Raw genomic sequence first — 17,822 nt, forward strand, 5'->3', positions numbered from 1 at the left:
AAACGATTCCGTGAGAGCCCTCGATACCCTCAATAGCGCAAAACCCCAGAGCAACGCCGCCATCTACTGCCTGACGATTCTGGCACTGGCGCTGATCGCCATGACTGTGGTCGCCGGTTACCAGCTCAATGAACTGTTTCCACTGAAGGATGTGGTGCAACAACAGGAGGTCCAACTCACCCACCGCGCCGATGCTATCCAGTCAATGAGCGCAGAACTCAAGCGCCTGGCAGAACAGAAGCAAGCCCTGGAAACCGATCTGCTTAACGCGAAGGAACAAGTGAAGGCCGCCGAGACGGCAAAGACCGAGCTGGAAAACACTCAACGCGCGACGCAAACCAGCACCGCGCTAGAGGATGAAGACTCCCTGTGCGCGATCATCGAGCAAAATATCCGCCTCGTAGCGGATCAGCTCAGTCGCGACGACTTCTTTCGCTTGCGTGATGAGCGCGAAGCTGAAGCCGAAGCAGTGCTTGAAAGCTATGAAAAACAACTCGCCACCTGCATTGAACAACTGACGGCACAAACCGCATCGCCAGCTCAGAATTCTGCACCCGATGTGCAAGACTTCACTTCACCGATCAAGCACTGATAAACAAAGCCCTGGCAACCAGGGCTTTACGCTCACAGTCAGAGCTTGAATTCCTTGGTCAATTTGTTCAGCGACGCCGCTAACTGCGAGAGCTCCGCCGATGCAACCGCCGTCTGTTTCGATCCTTCTGCGGTTTCACAGGACAAGTCGCGAATGCTGATCAGGCTGCGATCCACTTCACGCGCAACCTGAGCCTGCTCTTCGGCAGCGGTCGCCATCAGCAGGTTTCGTTCATTGATAAGATTCAGAGAGCCAGTGATGTCGGTCAGCACTTCGCCGGCGATATTGGCCATCTCAAGTGTTCTTTCCGCCTGAGAGCGGGTGTGGCTCATGGAAGAAACCGCCCTGCTGGTGCCCGACTGAATGGAGCTGACCATGGACTCGATGTCCTCGGTAGATTTCTGAGTACGCTGCGCCAGCCCTCTCACCTCATCTGCAACCACGGCAAAGCCACGGCCCGCCTCCCCCGCCCGCGCCGCTTCGATGGCCGCGTTCAAAGCGAGCAGATTGGTTTGTTCGGCGACTTCTCGGATCACGTCCAGCACGCTGCTGATATCGCTCGCCATCGTAGAAAGCGCCTGCACTTCAGCCGAGGTGCTATGCACGCTGGAAACCATCAGATTGATTGCCGCGACCGTTTCGCTGACCTGGGCTTTACCGGCAACAGCTGCTGCGCTTGATTCCGACGTCAGTTGCGAGGTCGATGCGGCGTTGTCCGCGACCTGCTCCACCGCCGCACTCATTTCAGTCACGGCGGTGGCGGCCATTTCGATTTCATGACTCTGACGCTGAGTGATACGCGAAATATCTTCGGTGACGCCGTGCATGACTTCCGAGGTTTCGGCCAACTGCGTGGACGAGTCACGGATCATGATCAGCGCATCACGCAAACTGGCCTGCATCGCGGCCAACGAAGACAGCATCTGCGCCGCCTCATCGGAACCATCCAGCGCAATGGTTTCGCTCAAATCGTTGGCAGCGATGCATTCCGCTACCCTCAGCGAGCCTGCAATCGGCACCGTCAGGCTGCGCGTGTACAACACCGCCAGGGCCAAGGAAGCACCGATGGCAATGACAATGAACACACTGACGATCAACAGCGTGTGTTCGTAGACATTGTCGGCCTGCTTGCCCGCTTCATATGCTTCGATCTCGTTGAGAGCAATCAGCTTTTTGAGCGCGACCTGCACGCCGTCCGAGGCGGCACGCATCTGATTCTTTGACAGCGCAATGGCCGCTTCAAGCTGCCCTTTCGCCACGGTTTCAAGGTATTGGTCCTGCGCCTGATCATTGACCGCTTGTGCTTTGGCGAACTCCTCGAACGCTTTACGCCCAGCGTCAGTAGTCAGCAGATCAATGAGCGCTCGTTGATGATTTTTGATGAGCTGACGCGATTGCTGAATGTCCATCAGGGCCTGAGCCTTGCGCTCAGGGGTTTCGATAGGGTTACGCAAACGGGCGTTATTGCCCTTGATTTCGATGAACTCACGATCCAGTTGGCCGAGCAGCTTGATGCTTGGCACGATGGTCGTCTCAACGTACGTTTCTGCTTTGTTGAGTAAATCGACTTGCTGCAAGGCGATCAGTCCGATCGCGATAATCATGAGACAGAACAAGCCAAAACACAGCGCCGAACGCGGCGCGAGATTGAGTTTACGAAGCAGCATGATGCTTACCTTAGAGTGTATTCAAGACAATGGGGCAAACGGGTTGGCAGCAAAGCAGGCGCTGTGCAATAGCACCTCAAAGCACAAGCGGATTAACGCGGGAAGGCGCAACAGCTAGCGGTTTGCACCTGAAGGAAGCGTGGAATCGGATGAGGCCGGCTCCGCCAGCTCCTTGAGCGTCGGGTCGGCCAGCATCAGAAAATCCGCCAATCGCGGCAGATCGATTTTCGAGACCAGACGCATCCAGCGTTGCGGATGCGGGTTGAAGAAGGTCTTCGACCACTGATGATCGTCACTGGGGTTGAAAATCAGCAGGTGACGAATCAGCGGGTTTTCCCCAAAAAAATCGAGCGGATCCATCGCCATCTCGTTGAGCAACTCGGCATTGACGACGACCAGGCTGAGCCGCTGGGGGCAGTAATACGTCAGTATTCTCAGGTCACGATAAGTGCATACGTTCACGACGCTGAGACAGCCCAGCTTGTTGAACTGCTGTTCAATCGACAGGCCTCTACGCACGTCGTTATCGGCGATCAGGATCCGCAAGGATCGACTTCGGTTATTTTCAAGAAACATCGGACACCTTTGGCAGCTCCATTCTTCCTTTCAAGAAAATAACCAAGGGCCAGCCCGTCCGATATGAGACTTGTCTCAAAATGACCGCGGGGGTCGCTGAACGAAAACCACACTTTGCTGACAAGCCCGCGCTAGCGGGGCCCGGCATGGTTCAAAGTCTTTGGAGGGAGGGATTTTGCAACAGTGGAGAGCGGCGCAATGCCAGAAGCGCGGGACGGTTGTGTACGAACCAGACAATTCTCATTATTAACGCCCCTTGTTGTCAGTAACCTTGAAACAAGGGGCGCAAACTCATTCTTTTTCAGTCCATCAAGGTAGCGTCAGCGTCACGACGTAATTGCCAGTCGTTATCTGATGGCCCTTGTTGTCCGTGAGCAGCAAACGCTGGTCGTAATATTTTTCCTGCTCGTGGGAATCGGCAATCATCTTCACGAATACTTGCTGGCGCGGCTCACCCCGCCCAGCCGCACTGACGTTGGTCACCGAGAACATCTGACCAGTGCTCGCCTGCGGACAATCAAGCAGCTCGAAAGAAGCAGAAGCACGGCTGGCGCCACTCGCCATGCAACTTGCCTCGACAATCTGTCCGCTGAAGCGAATCACTCCGCTGACGGGCGCAGACTGGGCCGCGCTGACGGTGTCAAAACCAAGCAGGCAGAGACTGGCAATCAATAAAGGACGTCGAATGATCATCGCGAAACTCCATGGTTATTAACCAAGGTATCGCCCGTTGCAAAATGATCTTTAACGTCCCCCTTCATTACAAGGCCAGTCAGCAGGGCCCTGCGCCAATACGGTTACAGCTCGACCCGTTTGATTTTCTTGATCAGATCAGCCTGTGCATGCTCAAGCTTCAACGCGCTGCGATTGATATCCAGTGGATCGATGACCGGCGCTTCGCACTCGGCCTCAAGGTCGTTACACGCCTCGATGACCTGATGCTCGGCGACGATGCGCGCCGCGCCCTTGATCCGATGTGCCAGGTCAGCCAACAAACCGGGATCGCTTTCGGGTATCAGCGAATGCAACTCCTCCAGATCCTTCTCGCAACTAGACAGCGCCTCGCGCAGCAGTTCTTTCATCATGTCGAGATCGCCTCCGGTGAGTTCGGTCAGACGCTCGCGAATCGACCCCAGCTCCTTGATACTCGCCGCTGGCGGGCTTTGAACCGGCTCGGTTTCGACATTCTTTTCCCAGCCGGCAAGCATGGTCGACAAGGTGCTGAGGCTGATCGGTTTGAACAGACAGTCATCCATCCCCGCCTCTCGGCATTTCACTTTTTCTTCCGGCTGCGCGTTGGCTGTGAAGCCCAAGACGATACACGGCGCGCCACCACTGTCGCGTTCGTCCTGGCGGATGGTGCGGGCCAGTTCATAGCCGTTCATGACCGGCATGTTGCAGTCCGTGATGACAATGTCGAACGGCTCAGAGCGCCACAACGCCAATGCCTGCGCTCCATCGGCAGCGTCACGCACCGCCTGGCCAAGAAAGCTGAGCTGCTGCGTCAGCAGCAGACGATTGGCGCTCTGGTCATCCACTACCAGAATCCGCAGCGTCGGCACTGGCTTGTCCTGGACGACCGAAACAGGCAGCACCTTGCCGCCGAGCGGACTGAGGATATTGAAGAACAGCGATACTTCCAGGCAGGTGCCTTTGCCCAGCGTACTGGTGATGTTCAGCCGCCCGCCCATCAACTCGCACAGCGAACGTGAAATCGCTAACCCCAGACCGGTGCCGCCCCGGTTCGAGGGGCCGTGATTGGCTTGCGAAAACGGCTGGAACAGGTTCTGCAAATCAGCGCTGGAAATGCCGATGCCGGTGTCCTCGACTTTCAAGTCGACCTGCAAACGTTCGTCAGCAAGGCGTTGGCCACGAATCGAGACGCTGACATGCCCGGTATCGGTAAACTTGATGGCATTGCCGACCAGGTTCGAGAGCACCTGCTGGAAGCGCATCGGATCAACCAGTACGTCACAGCCGACGGTGGCGTCGATATCGAGCTTCAACACCAGACTCTTCTGCCTGGCCAGGCCGTCGAAGACCCGCGCTACGGATTCGACCAGTTCGCGCAGGTTGGCACGTTTCGGCGAAAGACTGACATGCCCAGACTCGATGCGAACCACATCGAGAATGTCGCCGATCAGCTCCAGCAGGCCTTTGGCCGAGTCGTAGGCCACTTCAATCGCCGGTCGATCGAAGTGGCCCTGCTCGGCGCGCTTGAGTGTGAGTTCAAGCATGCCGATCACGGCGCTCATCGGCGTACGGATTTCGTGGCTCATCGTCGCCAGGAATGTGGTTTTGGCGCGGCTCGACTCATCGGCCAGCTCTTTCGCCGAACGCAACTCTTCGATCAGTTCGCGGCGCTCGCTGATGTCGATCCAGCCGCAGATCACGCCTCTGACTTCGCCCGTTGTGTCGTGATAAGGCTGAATCCAGTGATAAATGATCAGCCGCGTATCACCAACATGCAGCGTGCGATCCACCTCGTAAGGTTCGTCCCGCTCGATGACGCGCAGATAGTCATCGTGAAATTGCAACGCCTCCTGGCGATTGCGCTTGCCGCTTTCGAGCACGGTCTTGCCAATCACGTCCTTTTCCAACAGGCCAAACGTCTGCAGATAATTGTTATTGCAGGTGACAAGCCGACCTTCCCGATCGCGAACGTAAATGGGATGCGGCGTGCCGTTGATCAGCGCCCCCATGAACTTCAGTTGATCGCCGAGCAAGCGCTCTGCCCGACTGCGCTCGCGGATCTGCCGGCGAATATAGAAATTCCACGCCAGCGATCCGAGGATGATCAGGAATGCGCCAGCGCTGATCTGGTAGATCAACGTCTTGTAATCGCGCCACGACAAACCCGAGAACGCAGCAATGGGACGCCAACGGTTGAGAATCACGTCCAGCTCATCGGGTGGAATGCTCAACAGAGCCTTGTTCAGAATGCTGACCAGTTCGGTATCGGCGCGTCGGGCGGCGAAGGCGAGGAAACCCTTGTTCATGCCGACGATGTTGGAGATGCGCAAACTGTCGCTGTAGATGTGAGCGATGTAGTAACGCGCACTGTGCAACGTGGTAATCATCGCGTCTGCTCGCCCATCCTTCACGTCAGCCAGAGCGCCCAGCACTGTTTCGCTGTCGACAATCTCGATGTCGGGGTAATCCTTGAGCAGCTCACGCTCCGCCGAACTCTCGGGGACGGCGACACGCTTGCCGCGTAGCTCCTGCAGGCTTGACGGCGCGCCTGCGTCCTTGGCGGTGACGATCACAAAGGGACTGGCGAGGAACGGGTGGGTGAAACGCATACCGACTTCACGGGAGACGGTTGGCGTCAGCAACGAGATATCGGCACTGCCATCCAGCAGGCGTGTGCTCAAGCTGGAAAAACTGTCGGTGCGCTCTACATCGATCTGCAAACCAGTGCGCCGCTGAATCAGCTCCAGCAGATCGGCGCCGATCCCGCCAAAATTGCCATCGCCATCAAAGAACGCAAATGGCGCCTGATCGTCATTGATCACGAACCGCGCGACCGGGTGCAGTTCAAGCCAGCGTGCTTCACCGGGTGTCAGATCGATGCGTTTGGGTGTCAGTGCCCCGCCGCCACCGGACCAGCGCTTGGAAATTTCGGCTATCTTGCCCTCACCCATCGACTCGATGACCGAGTCGATCAGACGCAGCAGTTGATCATTACCTCGGCGCAAGGCAAAGCTGAAACCGCTGGTTTGCGTTTGGACGAAAGAGTGCAGGCGCACATAGTTGAAGTAGTTGAGATTGATAAGATAATTGCTGGACACCGTGTCGCCCAGAAACAAATCGACTTTGCCAAACGCCAGCGCGGCCAGTGCCAACTCGTTCGATGGGAAAAGTACGAACTCGGCGTTGGGGTACAAGCCATGCAACTGACTGGATGGCAGGTAATCGTCGGCAACCGCAATACGCAGACCGGCCAGATTGGCCGGCATCGGTCGCCGATCATCGCCGCGCATGAACATCGCCGGCACGTCTTCGACATAAGGTTTGCTGAGCGTGACGAGGCCATCGATCAACTCGAAACTGTTGGAGCTGCCCAACATGTCGATGTCGCCGCGTTCAAGCGCCGCCATGGCCTCGCGACGGTCAGGATAAGCCTTGACGGTAACTTCGACATGCAAGGCCTGGCCGATAATGCAGGCAATGTCGGCGGCAATCCCCTCATAACGCGTACCGCTTGCGGTCATGACATAGGGCGGAAAATCCGGAAGCGCCGATCCCAATACGAGGCTGCGTTTCTGCCGTAGCCAACTCCAGTCTTCATTGCCCAGATCGACTTGCACCTCCTTGCAGTCCGATCGACCGAACACCTGCAGAGTGCGCGGCTCTGCTGCCCACAACGACCCGCTACCGAACACGAAAAGCACACTGACTAGCAAAACACCGCGCAACAGATGAAACATAAGCGAGTTATCCCTGGTTGTCGGCTGTCAGGCTGTGCTGCAACTTGAACAGCTCTGCATCACCACGAATGCCAAGCTTTTTGAAAGCGGCCTGTTTTTGCCCACTGATGGTTTTGCGACTGCGCGAGAACTTCAAAGCGATCTGCGTCACCCCCATACCCTCGAGGCAGCAGCGCAAGACTTCTTTCTCTTTCGGCGACAGCAGAGGATTGCTCAGAAAATCGTCGCTGTGCGCCGCGCCGTCATCATTGCTACCAGCAGGCTCATCGACTGACACAGGCAGCACATCAAGTTCGAAGGCCATTGCCTGCGACAGGTACAACTGGCCGGACGCTGCGCAGCGGATGCCGGTGATCAGGTCATCGACTGGCTGGGACTTGCCGAAGAATCCGCTGACGCCCGCTCCGATCGCCATGTTCACTACTGCCGGGCGCTCTTCGGAGGATGAGACGAGGATGCGCATGCCCGGATATTGCTTGCGCAGCAGGCGAATCAGATTAAGCCCGTCCAGCTCGCCATCGTGCAGCTTGTAGTCGAGTATCAGCAGGTCGATTTCGGTCTCGCGCAATCCAGCGAGCAACTGCGCACTGCTCGCGTACACGCCCACGACACTGAACTCGGCTTCGCGCGTCAGCCGCGATTTCATCGCCAGACGTATGAGCGAGTGATCATCAAGGATGGCAACGCGTAACGGATTCACGACTGACCAATGCATGAACAGCTCCATGATGAGGAGGGTTGAAGGATCATCAGCACTTGGCAGCCGCAGCCGATCCCGGGCATCACCGAAGCATTCAGGTGCATCTGATTGATTTCTCGTCACATGATGATTGTTTTGAAGACGTGACGAAATAGGGCTTTGTCCCAAAAGTCAGACCGCGCGTGCGGATCAAAGGTCGGACGTGCCTATTGCCCGGCGCCAGGACGATTTTTGACCCTCGAAACGCCAATCGACCAGGTGCGCCCAATTCATGGGCCGGGCATAGAAGAAACCCTGCCCCCACTGGCAACCGAGTCGAGCCAGGTGATGAACCTGATCTGCGGTTTCAATGCCTTCTGCGACCACTCGCATGTCCAGCTCGCGCGCCAAGGCCAGTGCACCGTGGATAACCGCACTGTAGCGAGCCTGCTGGAAATTCTGCACAAAACCGGCGTCGAGTTTGATTTCGTTGAACGGCATCTGACACAGTCGTTCCAGCGAAGAATAGCCGACACCGAAATCATCGATCGCCAGGCTGAAGCCGAGCATGCGCAGACGCACCATGTTTTCCATGCTGATCTCGGGCATCTGCAGCAGACCGGTTTCCGTCAGCTCGAATATGAGCCCGGCTGGCGAGGCGCCGTGAATGCGCAACAGCGCCTTGATCCGGTCGACGAGATTCGGGTTGGCCATCTGCGTGACGTCGAGATTGAAGGCGAGCTTGAACGGCTTGCCGTGGGACTGCACAAAACGCTGCAGACTCAGTCCTTGCGTGAGCAGGCTGAAAAACATTTCGTCGAGCAGTCCGCAACGCTCGATCGTTGGCAGAAACATACCCGGTGAAAGCAACCCGCGACTAGGGCTTTGCCAGCGCACCAGCACCTCGGCGCCATCCACCTCACCACTGCGCAGATGAAACTTGGGCTGGAAGTACGCGCGAAATTCCTGCCGGCGTATCGCTTCGAGTACTTCGTTCTCCGTAGGCTGATCGAGATGACTTTCCGCGAGTTTGGCATCGACCTGGCTGTTCGGCCGATAGCGAGCCAGCAATGGCGCCAGCACATCGACCATCAAGGGCTTGCCGACACTGCCAAGCAATTCCAGGCCCTGCAACGTGACAATTCGATCGACCGTGCGTAACAAGTCTTCAGGCAGTGAACTGCAGATGATCACTGCGCGAATCAATCCGGCCTCTCTCGCCAGGCGCAGAAAGGTCAAACCATCCATCCCGGCCATGCTCAAGTCACACAACGCAACGTCCACACCTCCTGCCTGGGAGATCAAAGCCAGCGCATCCTTTCCGTCAGCCGCCTGAAAGATATTTTTGTAACCCAGACTGTTAAGCGCGCTGACCGCAGCCGTGCGCTGGAAGGCGTGATCTTCCAATACCAATATACGAAGCGTGTTCACAAACCGGGAACCTCTTTCTATCAGCCATTAATAGCGAAAAGCTTGAATCATCTTCCAACAGAAAGATTGCTCACAAACTTTGCATTGACTGAGAATTTCTGCGTCCGCGAATACTAATCAGGTAGAGCTCGCGCGACTTTGAGAATTGTCTCATTTAGTCCACTGCACTTTACTGAGAATATAAATACGCACTTCCGATATTGCCGCCTTGTTCGCACTTGCCACGCTTTAAGACAAATCTCAAAGACCCATCGCTATCACCGACCTAACATGGCCTGGCATTTCAATGCAGCACTTCACAATAACTTCGGATATAAACATGAAAAAGTTCGCTTTCGCAGTACTCACTCTTTCCGTACTGGCTGCCTCCACTGGCGCACTGGCTGAAGAAGAAGCCGCTAAAGCCGTCAAGGGCGGCAGCGGTCAAATCAGTTTCACCGGCGTCATCAACAACGACGCTTGCTCGGTAGATGGCGCTTCGGGTAACGACAAGATGATCGCTGTGGACATGGGCAGCGTGTCGATCAAAGACATGGGCACCGATTCTGCCCCGGGTGCTGGTCGCGTGGCTGCCAACGATTTCAACCTGAAAGTGAACTGCAACGCCGGCACCAAAGTGTCGATGCTGTTCAAACCAACCGTCAACGGTGGTTCGGGCCTGGTTGATGGCAAGAAAGTTCTCAAGCTGCAAGGTACTGATGCAGCCAAAGGCGTAGGTATCGCGCTGCTGGACAGCAACGGCCAGTTGATCGACCTGAGCTCTGAAGCCACTGCCAAAGTACAGACCAGTCTGACCGGCGACGGCACCACTGGCGGCGACGGCACCCTGTCGTTCGCAGCCGCTTACGTCACCACCGGCGACAAGACCACCGCTACTGCAGGTACCGGTAACGCCACTCTGCCGTTCGTTCTCGAATACGAATAAGCAGCGCGCAATACCTGGACGGGGCCGCTGTGCCTCGTCCTTCCCCACCAGATCAATCGGTGAAAACTATGTTAAGTCGCTATTTTCCGCTCTGCCTGGGGCTTGCCGGGTTGTTGATGACGCACTCGGCATTCGCCAGCATCTCCTTGAGTTCCACCCGGATCATTTTCGATGGCGCGCACAAAGAGGCAAACGTCACCGTGCGCAACGGCGGGCACACCATCCTGGCGCAATCGTGGCTGGATGCCGGCGACGCGGCTGGCAGCGCGCCGCCGTTCGCGGTGACTCCACCGCTGGCCCGACTCGAACCCAATCAACAGCAACTGTTGAGGATTCTTTATGAAGGCCGCGGCATGCCTGCGGACAAAGAGTCGGTGGTGTGGCTGAACGTGCAGGAAATCCCTCAGGCCAGTGCTGCCGATGTCAATACGCTGCAACTGGCGGTACGTCAGCGCATCAAGGTTTTCTTCCGTCCGGACGGACTCACCGGAGCCGCCGCGCAAGCGCCGGTGCAACTTGTATGGCAACTGGTCACGCAAGCTGGCAAGTCGGTACTGAAAGTAAAAAATCAAAGCAATTACCACGTATCGCTGGCCGACCTGAAAGTCGCTGCTGGAAATAAAGCGGAACTGGTGATTGATTCGACAATGATCGCTCCGGGCGAAGTTCGCTCGTTCAACTTGAAAGAGTTGCCACCCGGTTCTCCACGCCTGACTTTTTCAGCCATTAATGATTACGGCGCACAACAACGATTCGATGCACCACTCAGCGCTATCGAAAGTCATGCCGAGCGCGTGAAAGATGCATCCGCCCAGTAACTTCCTCGCCCCGCCCCGCCAATTCACAAGCTATTTACGAGTTCCGGACTCCGGTTGAAGCAACACGGACTGATAAGGCAAATTGCATGTTTTCCTCCCAACACCACACATCTTCAAGTTGTGTAAAGCATCACGTTGCGCGCCATAAAAACAAAACGGCGTTGGGCTGCCTGCATCCATTGTGCTTTGCCATCAACATGGCCATTTGTGGCTTCGCCATGGGTGCCGAAGGCCCCGCCGCGGTAGCGGGTGAAGCGTTCAATACCTTGTTTCTGGAAGGTTCATCGGCGGTCGATCTGCAGCCTTTGTTGAATGCCAACAGCGTTCTGCCTGGCCGATATCGCGTTGACGTTTTCAGCAACGGCACGCTGGTCGGTCGTCGCGACGTTGATTTCGCGGCCAACCCGCTCAACGGCAAAGTCGAGCCACGTATCACCCTGGAATTGTTACAGCAGCTGGGTGTGGACATGCGCAAACTGCGTGAGCAAGGTCTGGTTGATGAGCAACGGCCTGCCGATCACTACGATCTTGCGTCGATGATCGAGCAAGCCAGTATCAGTTTTGACGCCAACCGCCTGCGCCTCAATATCAGCGTGCCGCAGGTTGCTATGGCACGCGGCATGCGCGGCTATGTTGACCCAGAGCTTTGGGACGATGGCGTGGCCGCCGGATTCATCAACTATCAGTTGAGCAGCACCCGCAGCAAAACCGATTACTCGACGCAGATCTCCAATAATCTGGGGCTGCGCAACGGCATCAACTTCGGTGCCTGGCGTTTGCGTAACGAGTCCAATCTGAGCAGTGCCACCGGCCGGCCCAATCGGTTTGTCAGCAACCGCACTTTCATCCAGCGCGACCTCACGGCGATCAAGGGGCAACTGAGCGCGGGTGAAATCTTTTCCGACTCAGACCTGTTCGACAGCGTGCGCTATCAAGGCGTCAAGGTAGCCTCTGATGAGGGCATGCGCGCAGACAGCGAGCGCGGCTATGCGCCAATCATTCGTGGCGTGGCTGAAACCAATGCGAAGATCGAGGTCCGCCAGGATAACTACATTCTTTACACCACCAACGTGCCGCCGGGGCCGTTCGAGATCAGTGATATCTATCCATCGGGTTCCAATGGCGATCTGGAGATCACCATTGTCGAGGCGGATGGTCGGCGCAAGGTCACCCGGCAGGCGTTCTCCGCCCTGCCGACGATGGTGCGTGAGGGACAGTTGAAGTACAGCCTGTCGAGCGGCAAATTCAACAACAACAGCGAAGGCTATGACAAGCCGGCCTTCCTGGGCGGCACTTTCGCCTACGGTCTGACCAGCAACCTGACAGGCATTGCCGGCATTCAGGCCAGCAATGGTTTCAAGGCGCTTTCCGTCGGTGCGGCGAAGAACACTTCGATTGGCGCGATGTCGCTGGACGTGACGCAATCGTCCAGCAAGGCATTTGGCAAAACGACCCAGGGCAGCAGCGTACGCGCGCTCTATGCAAAGACCTTCACCGGCACCGATACCAGCTTCACCCTCGCCGCCTATCGTTATTCGACCGAGGGTTACCGCACGCTGACCGACCACGTTCAAGACACCAGCACCGGCGCTACACGGCGCGCAGGTAACGCCAAAACCCGTACCGACCTCACGGTCAACCAGACCCTGGGCGAAGCGCGCCAGTACGGCTCGCTGTACTTGAATGCCAGTGATCAGCGCTATTGGGATCGCGGCGGCTCGCGCAGCTTCTCCGCCGGTTACAACAACAATTGGCGCGACCTGAACTACAACATCAGCTTGAGTAAAACCGAGGAATTCGGCACACGCGGCGACACCACTCACGACACCCAATTGAGCGTTTCGATCTCATTCCCGCTCGGATCGACACCTCGCGCACCTCGCGCCTACATTTCCAGCAATCATCAGAATACCGGCACCAGTACACAAGCCGGGATCAATGGTTATCTGACTGAAGACAGTGACACCTACTATTCCGTACAGACCGGGCGCAGTGTGCAAGGTGATCGCTCCGGCTCACTCAGCCTGAGTACCCGTACAGCGATGGGCGATCTGGGATTGGGCTACAGCCGAGGCAGCGGTTATGAATCACAGAACCTGAGCGCGGCCGGATCGATCGTGGCTCACGCGGGGGGAATCAACATGGGCCAGACCGTCGGCGAAACATTCGCAATGGTGGAAGTGCCTGGCATGTCAGGGGTAGAAGTCAGCAGCTACTCCGGCGTGAAAACCGGCCTCAACGGCTATGCCGTCCTTCCAAACGCACAGCCCTATCGCGTGAATTGGGTGACACTGGACACACGAAATCTCGGCGGTGACATAGAGCTGGACAACGCCACTCAACAACTCGTACCGAGACGAGGTTCAGTAGTGCTCGCGCGCTTCGAGGGCAGCAAAGGTCGACGGATCCAGTTCGAACTCTACGATGCCGAGGGCAACCCCCTCCCATTCGGAGCGGTATTGATGGATGCCGATGGTAAACAACTGGCACTTTCCGACCCCACCGGCAAGGCGTTAGCGCTTGTTACCAAAGATCAAGGGATTATTACAATCAAGTGGCAGGGTAAAAGTTGCCCCGCCCCTTACAAGCTTCCAGAACGACTGAAGGATTTGAACTATGAGCATTACCGGCTTTCTTGCTCAACCAGCGTAGACACATCGAAATAACACGTTCAATTCTTCAATCTTCAATATCAAGGCTCTGATTTATTCAGAGCCTTGTCGTTTCTGCGCGTCTAGCCATGGCGCATAAAAACAAGACAATTCCTATATCCACATGCAGAAGACTCATTACCATAAAAGGCGTAGTGAGCACTCACGCGCAACCGTGTGAGATCAATAGCCCCAACGCCCTATAGCCGAGAAAGCCAAGAGAATTAGCCATGCCAAAAATCAGTGCAATGAGCGTAACCATCTATAAGAAAAAACCAGAGAACAACCAACACATAAAATCAGATTCGCAAAATCATCTATCACTTACGAAGAAAACCACTAGCGACGACAAGATTAGAATTGATTCCAGAGAAGAAGATGTTAATACGGTCAAACAGCCTATTAGTGCAGTCGAGCTCATAAAAAAACAAATTGCCGAGATGCAGCAACAACTTGCCACTCGCAGAGCAGAGCTGGCTAAAATCGAAAGAATGAATATGCCAGAAGAAGAGAAGTCTCAAAGAACAATCGAGATTCAAAATCAGATTTCTGTATGTGCTGGCAACCTCCACGCGCTGCAGGCAACATTGATCCAAATGACACTCAGCGTTGACACACACGCTTGAAATCCCCGCCGATGGCCGCACTGGCGCAGGCCAACGCCTCATGGCGCGTCGCAAAGCGACGCGCCGAAGGTACGTGGCCCGAGCCAGTGCCTACCCATCAGCAGCTGCCGGGCGGGATGCCTTCCTTGTTAAAATCTTTGAGGCGCTTTTGCTCTTCCTCTGTGGAATGCGCCGGCGTCGATTGATCAGGTACTTCTTCCTCTGGAAATTGTGCTGTTTCTTCAGTCATTGCTTTGCCCTCGTTCTGGTTACTCATTCGGCATCGGCCGAGGGCTGGCAGTTCCAAAACTTCGCACCTTCTCCCTCTCGGCGAGCAAGTACTCTTAAGTCTCTGGATAGCGCAACCTCACACCACGCGCGCTTCGTTTCAAAGCGGTTACAACCAGAAGCCCTTGTGCGGTGCAGCCGCCTCCCCCTCCAGCATCGGCCCCAGCACACTGACCTTGCGCTGCCCCTTGGCGAACACCTCGCGGCACGGAAGCGAGAACGTCGGGTTCTCCGGATGGTCGCCCGTCAACCCCAGCAACGCATGCTCCGACAAGGCATAAACCACCCGCCCGATCCCCGTCCAATACACCGCGCCGGCGCACATGCAGCAAGGTTCGGCGCTGGTGTACAGCGTGCACAGTTCCAGCTCTTGCGGCGACAGCAATTTTGCCGCTGCGGCGGCTGCTACCAACTCCGCGTGCTGCGTCGGATCGCCTTCGGGCGGCATCGAGTTGTTCCCCGCTTCGACAATCACCTTGCCGTTGCGGTCGGCCACCAATGCCGCGAACGGATGGCGACCGCGTTGTTTCGATGCCTCGGACAAGGCGATGGTCTGGCGCAACAACGCCAGATCCAGATCGCTGACGCCGGCCGGGATGAGCTGAGTGAATTGATTCATGGGTAACTCCTGGGCAGTGGAAAACAAAAGGTCAGTCGGCCAGTTCAGCGCCGAGGGTTTCGGTCGATTTTTTTTCGTTGTTGAGCAGGATGTTGAGGGCGATGGCGGTGATCGCTCCGAGGAAAATCCCGCTGTCGAGCACCAGTTTCAACGTCGGACCGACGTGTTCGAACAGCGCCGGAAAGGACATCGGCAGCACCCCGACACTTACCGAAACCGCAACGATAATTCCGTTGCGCGTTCCCTCGAATTGCACCCGCGACAGTTCTTGAATGCCCGCCACCGTGGTCATGCCGAACATGACGATCGCGCAGCCGCCGAGCACAGGCGTCGGTACCGCGGCGATCAAAGCACCAAGTTTCGGGAACAAACCCATCAGCACCATGATTGCCCCGGCCGCGGCCACGACGTAGCGGCTTTTCACGTTGGAAAGCGCAATCAAACCGGTGTTCTGGGTGAAGGCGTTGTAAGGAAAGCTGTTGAACAAGCCGCCGAGCATGGTCGACAAGCCATCGGCGCGAAACGCGTTGCCGAGTGTTTGCTGAGTGGTCGGTTTGCCGGTCAATTTGCCGATCGCCAGGCAGTTGCCGGTGGTCTCGGCCATGATCACCAGCATCGCCAGGGTCATGATCAGAATCGGCACCGGCGCGAATTCCGGGGCGCCGAAGGCCATCGGCGCACTCAGCTCAAACCACGCCGCTTCGCTGACCCGATTGAAGTGAGTCATGCCGCAAACCGCTGCGATCAGGCTACCGACGAACAGGCCAATGAGCACGCTGAGGTTGCCGAGGAAGCCCTTGCATTTGGCGTAGATCACCAACGTCACGCTGACCGTGGCCAAACCCAGCAACAAGTTCGCCGGATTGCCGAAATCCGCCGAGTCGGGATTGCCGCCGCCCAGCCAGATCGCCGCCGCCGGCATCAGCGAGATGCCGATAATGGTGATCAGACTGCCAATCACCACCGGCGGAAAAAACCGCAACAAGCGGCTGAACACTGGCGCCAACGCAATAGTGATGAAGCCTGCGGCAATCACCGCCCCGAAGATCTGACTGAGGCCGAACTCTTTACCGATCATGATCATCGGCGCCAGGGCAATGAACGAGCAGCCCTGAATCAGCGGCAGCCGCGCGCCGAATTTCCAAAAGCCGAGGGTTTGAATCAGCGTCGCCACACCCGAGGTCAACAGGTTGGCGTTGATCAGCAGCACCACCTGCGCCGAGGTCAGTCCCATCGCGCTGCCAAGAATCAGCGGCACCGCCACCGCTCCCGCGTACATCACCAGCACATGCTGCAAGCCAAACGTGAACAACTGTCGCAGTGGCAAAACCTCGTCCACCGGATGAATGCGTTGTGTGGTCATTTCACACGCTCCTGAAGGTGCGGCATCTGTTGAGATCGCGGGCATGCTCAGGGGCGTTTGAAAGTCAGATCGGCCCCGGAGATCGTTTGACGCGGGGCCATGGTTGAACGTTTATTGCGATGAACCAAATTAGCAACCATCGCTTTTTTCGATGGCACGAATCTGGCATTCGTAATCTGCTTTAAACCCCCATCCTCGACCCGGGAGTTCACCGCTTGCGCTTCTCACTCGATCAACTGTTGATGTTTATCCAAGTGGTCAAAAGCGGATCGTTCTCCGCCGCCGGGCGCCAACTGGGCAAGACCCAATCGACCATCAGCGCGGCGATTGCCAACCTCGAAACCGACCTCGGCGTCGACCTGTTCGACCGCAGCAACCGCAGCCCAGCCCTCACCGCCAGCGGCCACAAATTGCTGGTGCAGGCCGAAGCCGTGCTCGAACGCTGCATGACCTTCGAAGCCCACGCCGATTGCCTTTCGGACAACGTCGAAACCAGCCTGACACTGGCGATTGAAACGCCGTACGGGCCGATCATGCCGGTGCTCAAAGCCTTCGAAGCCGCGTTCCCCTTTGTCGACCTGATCATCCGCCATCCGGTTTACGGCGACGTTAGCGAACTGGTCAGCAGCGGCGAAGCGGTACTCGGTGTGGCGTTCTCACAGCCCGGCTATCCCAAGGAGCTGGCGTTCCAGCAGTTGGGCAAACTGATCATGCTGCACGTCTGCCACCCCGACCATCCGTTGGCGCAACTCGACAACGTCACCTTCGACGACCTGCACGTGCATCGGCGCCTGGCCTTCAGCGCCCACGCGAGCAAACTGCCGAGCAGCGAATACCTGCGCTCGACCCAGTTGTGGCAAGCGGAAAGCTATCTGGCGTTATTGGAAATGGTCCGCGCCGGACTCGGCTGGGCCACCATGCCCCGCCAGCTCATTCAGCGTGAATTGGCCAAGGGTGAACTGGTGGAACTGCAGCTCTCGGCGTATCCGCATACCGACTGGCAGATTGGTGTGGATTTGCTGTGGGCGCGGCAGCGGCCGCTGGGTAAAGCCGAACGTTGGTTGAAGGAGAAATTGCAGGGCAACAAGGTGTATGAGTTGGATCGCAACGGGCAGATCACCACGCTTTGATTTGGGGACAAAGAGGCCCGCGAAAGCGGGCCTCGATTGCAGGCGTTG

At 56.8% G+C, this 17,822-nt stretch carries 15 protein-coding genes; 6 read left to right on the forward strand and 9 right to left on the reverse strand.

Annotated features, from left to right (window positions below):
* Positions 1-10 precede the first annotated feature (10 nt).
* Entirely contained in the window at positions 11-592 is a 582-nt protein-coding gene (locus CKW17_RS04665; protein ID WP_095118917.1) for a hypothetical protein, read from the forward strand.
* A 38-nt stretch (positions 593-630) separates the two neighbouring features.
* Here the strand turns inward: CKW17_RS04665 and CKW17_RS04670 are convergent, their stop codons facing one another.
* The 6 genes from CKW17_RS04670 to CKW17_RS04695 all read right to left on the reverse strand — a co-directional run bounded on the left by CKW17_RS04670 (position 631) and on the right by CKW17_RS04695 (position 9,375).
* Positions 631-2,259 carry a methyl-accepting chemotaxis protein gene (locus CKW17_RS04670; RefSeq protein ID WP_077572900.1) on the reverse strand — a complete coding sequence of 543 codons (1,629 nt, stop codon included), beginning with the start codon at positions 2,257-2,259 and terminating at the stop codon, positions 631-633.
* Between the two features lie 114 nt (positions 2,260-2,373).
* Complete coding sequence (locus tag CKW17_RS04675) at positions 2,374-2,835, reverse strand: hypothetical protein (RefSeq protein WP_095118918.1); 462 nt, start codon at positions 2,833-2,835, stop codon at positions 2,374-2,376.
* A gap of 309 nt (positions 2,836-3,144) precedes the next feature.
* Complete coding sequence (locus CKW17_RS04680; RefSeq protein WP_095118919.1) at positions 3,145-3,528, reverse strand: hypothetical protein; 384 nt, start codon at positions 3,526-3,528, stop codon at positions 3,145-3,147.
* Positions 3,529-3,632: 104 nt separating this feature from the next.
* Positions 3,633-7,265: a transporter substrate-binding domain-containing protein gene (locus CKW17_RS04685; RefSeq protein ID WP_095118920.1), complete on the reverse strand. Its 3,633-nt coding sequence runs from the start codon at positions 7,263-7,265 to the stop codon at positions 3,633-3,635.
* 7 nt (positions 7,266-7,272) lie between these two features.
* Positions 7,273-7,980: a response regulator transcription factor gene (locus CKW17_RS04690; protein WP_034154080.1), complete on the reverse strand. Its 708-nt coding sequence runs from the start codon at positions 7,978-7,980 to the stop codon at positions 7,273-7,275.
* Positions 7,981-8,154: 174 nt separating this feature from the next.
* Complete coding sequence (locus tag CKW17_RS04695) at positions 8,155-9,375, reverse strand: EAL domain-containing protein (RefSeq protein ID WP_034154081.1); 1,221 nt, start codon at positions 9,373-9,375, stop codon at positions 8,155-8,157.
* Between the two features lie 319 nt (positions 9,376-9,694).
* Here CKW17_RS04695 and CKW17_RS04700 point away from each other — a divergent pair, with 319 nt between their 5' ends.
* The 4 genes from CKW17_RS04700 to CKW17_RS04715 all read left to right on the forward strand — a co-directional run bounded on the left by CKW17_RS04700 (position 9,695) and on the right by CKW17_RS04715 (position 14,395).
* Entirely contained in the window at positions 9,695-10,300 is a 606-nt protein-coding gene (locus CKW17_RS04700; RefSeq protein ID WP_034154082.1) for a fimbrial protein, read from the forward strand.
* 68 nt (positions 10,301-10,368) lie between these two features.
* Positions 10,369-11,118 (forward strand): molecular chaperone, encoded by a 750-nt coding sequence (locus CKW17_RS04705; RefSeq protein WP_095118921.1) that lies wholly within the window; start codon positions 10,369-10,371, stop codon positions 11,116-11,118.
* 197 nt (positions 11,119-11,315) lie between these two features.
* Positions 11,316-13,784, forward strand: a complete 2,469-nt coding sequence (locus tag CKW17_RS04710) for a fimbria/pilus outer membrane usher protein (RefSeq protein ID WP_371850950.1) — start codon at positions 11,316-11,318, stop codon at positions 13,782-13,784.
* A 215-nt stretch (positions 13,785-13,999) separates the two neighbouring features.
* Positions 14,000-14,395, forward strand: a complete 396-nt coding sequence (locus CKW17_RS04715; RefSeq protein ID WP_095118922.1) for a hypothetical protein — start codon at positions 14,000-14,002, stop codon at positions 14,393-14,395.
* Positions 14,396-14,492: 97 nt separating this feature from the next.
* Here CKW17_RS04715 and CKW17_RS30520 read toward each other — a convergent pair whose 3' ends face one another.
* From CKW17_RS30520 to CKW17_RS04730, 3 genes are all read right to left on the reverse strand, one after another.
* The gene (locus CKW17_RS30520) at positions 14,493-14,624 is read right to left on the reverse strand and encodes a hypothetical protein (RefSeq protein ID WP_086936038.1); all 132 of its coding nucleotides are present in this window, start codon (positions 14,622-14,624) and stop codon (positions 14,493-14,495) included.
* A gap of 147 nt (positions 14,625-14,771) precedes the next feature.
* Positions 14,772-15,281, reverse strand: coding sequence for a nucleoside deaminase (locus tag CKW17_RS04725; RefSeq protein WP_095118923.1), 510 nt, complete (start codon positions 15,279-15,281; stop codon positions 14,772-14,774).
* 31 nt (positions 15,282-15,312) lie between these two features.
* Positions 15,313-16,644, reverse strand: a complete 1,332-nt coding sequence (locus CKW17_RS04730) for a nucleobase:cation symporter-2 family protein (protein ID WP_095118924.1) — start codon at positions 16,642-16,644, stop codon at positions 15,313-15,315.
* Positions 16,645-16,859: 215 nt separating this feature from the next.
* Here CKW17_RS04730 and CKW17_RS04735 point away from each other — a divergent pair, with 215 nt between their 5' ends.
* On the forward strand, positions 16,860-17,774 hold the full coding sequence (locus CKW17_RS04735) for a LysR family transcriptional regulator (protein WP_095118925.1): 915 nt from the start codon (positions 16,860-16,862) through the stop codon (positions 17,772-17,774).
* Positions 17,775-17,822: the final 48 nt, after the last annotated feature.

The organism is Pseudomonas sp. Irchel s3f10, from assembly GCF_900187515.1.
Taxonomy (GTDB): Bacteria; Pseudomonadota; Gammaproteobacteria; order Pseudomonadales; family Pseudomonadaceae; genus Aquipseudomonas; species Aquipseudomonas tensinigenes.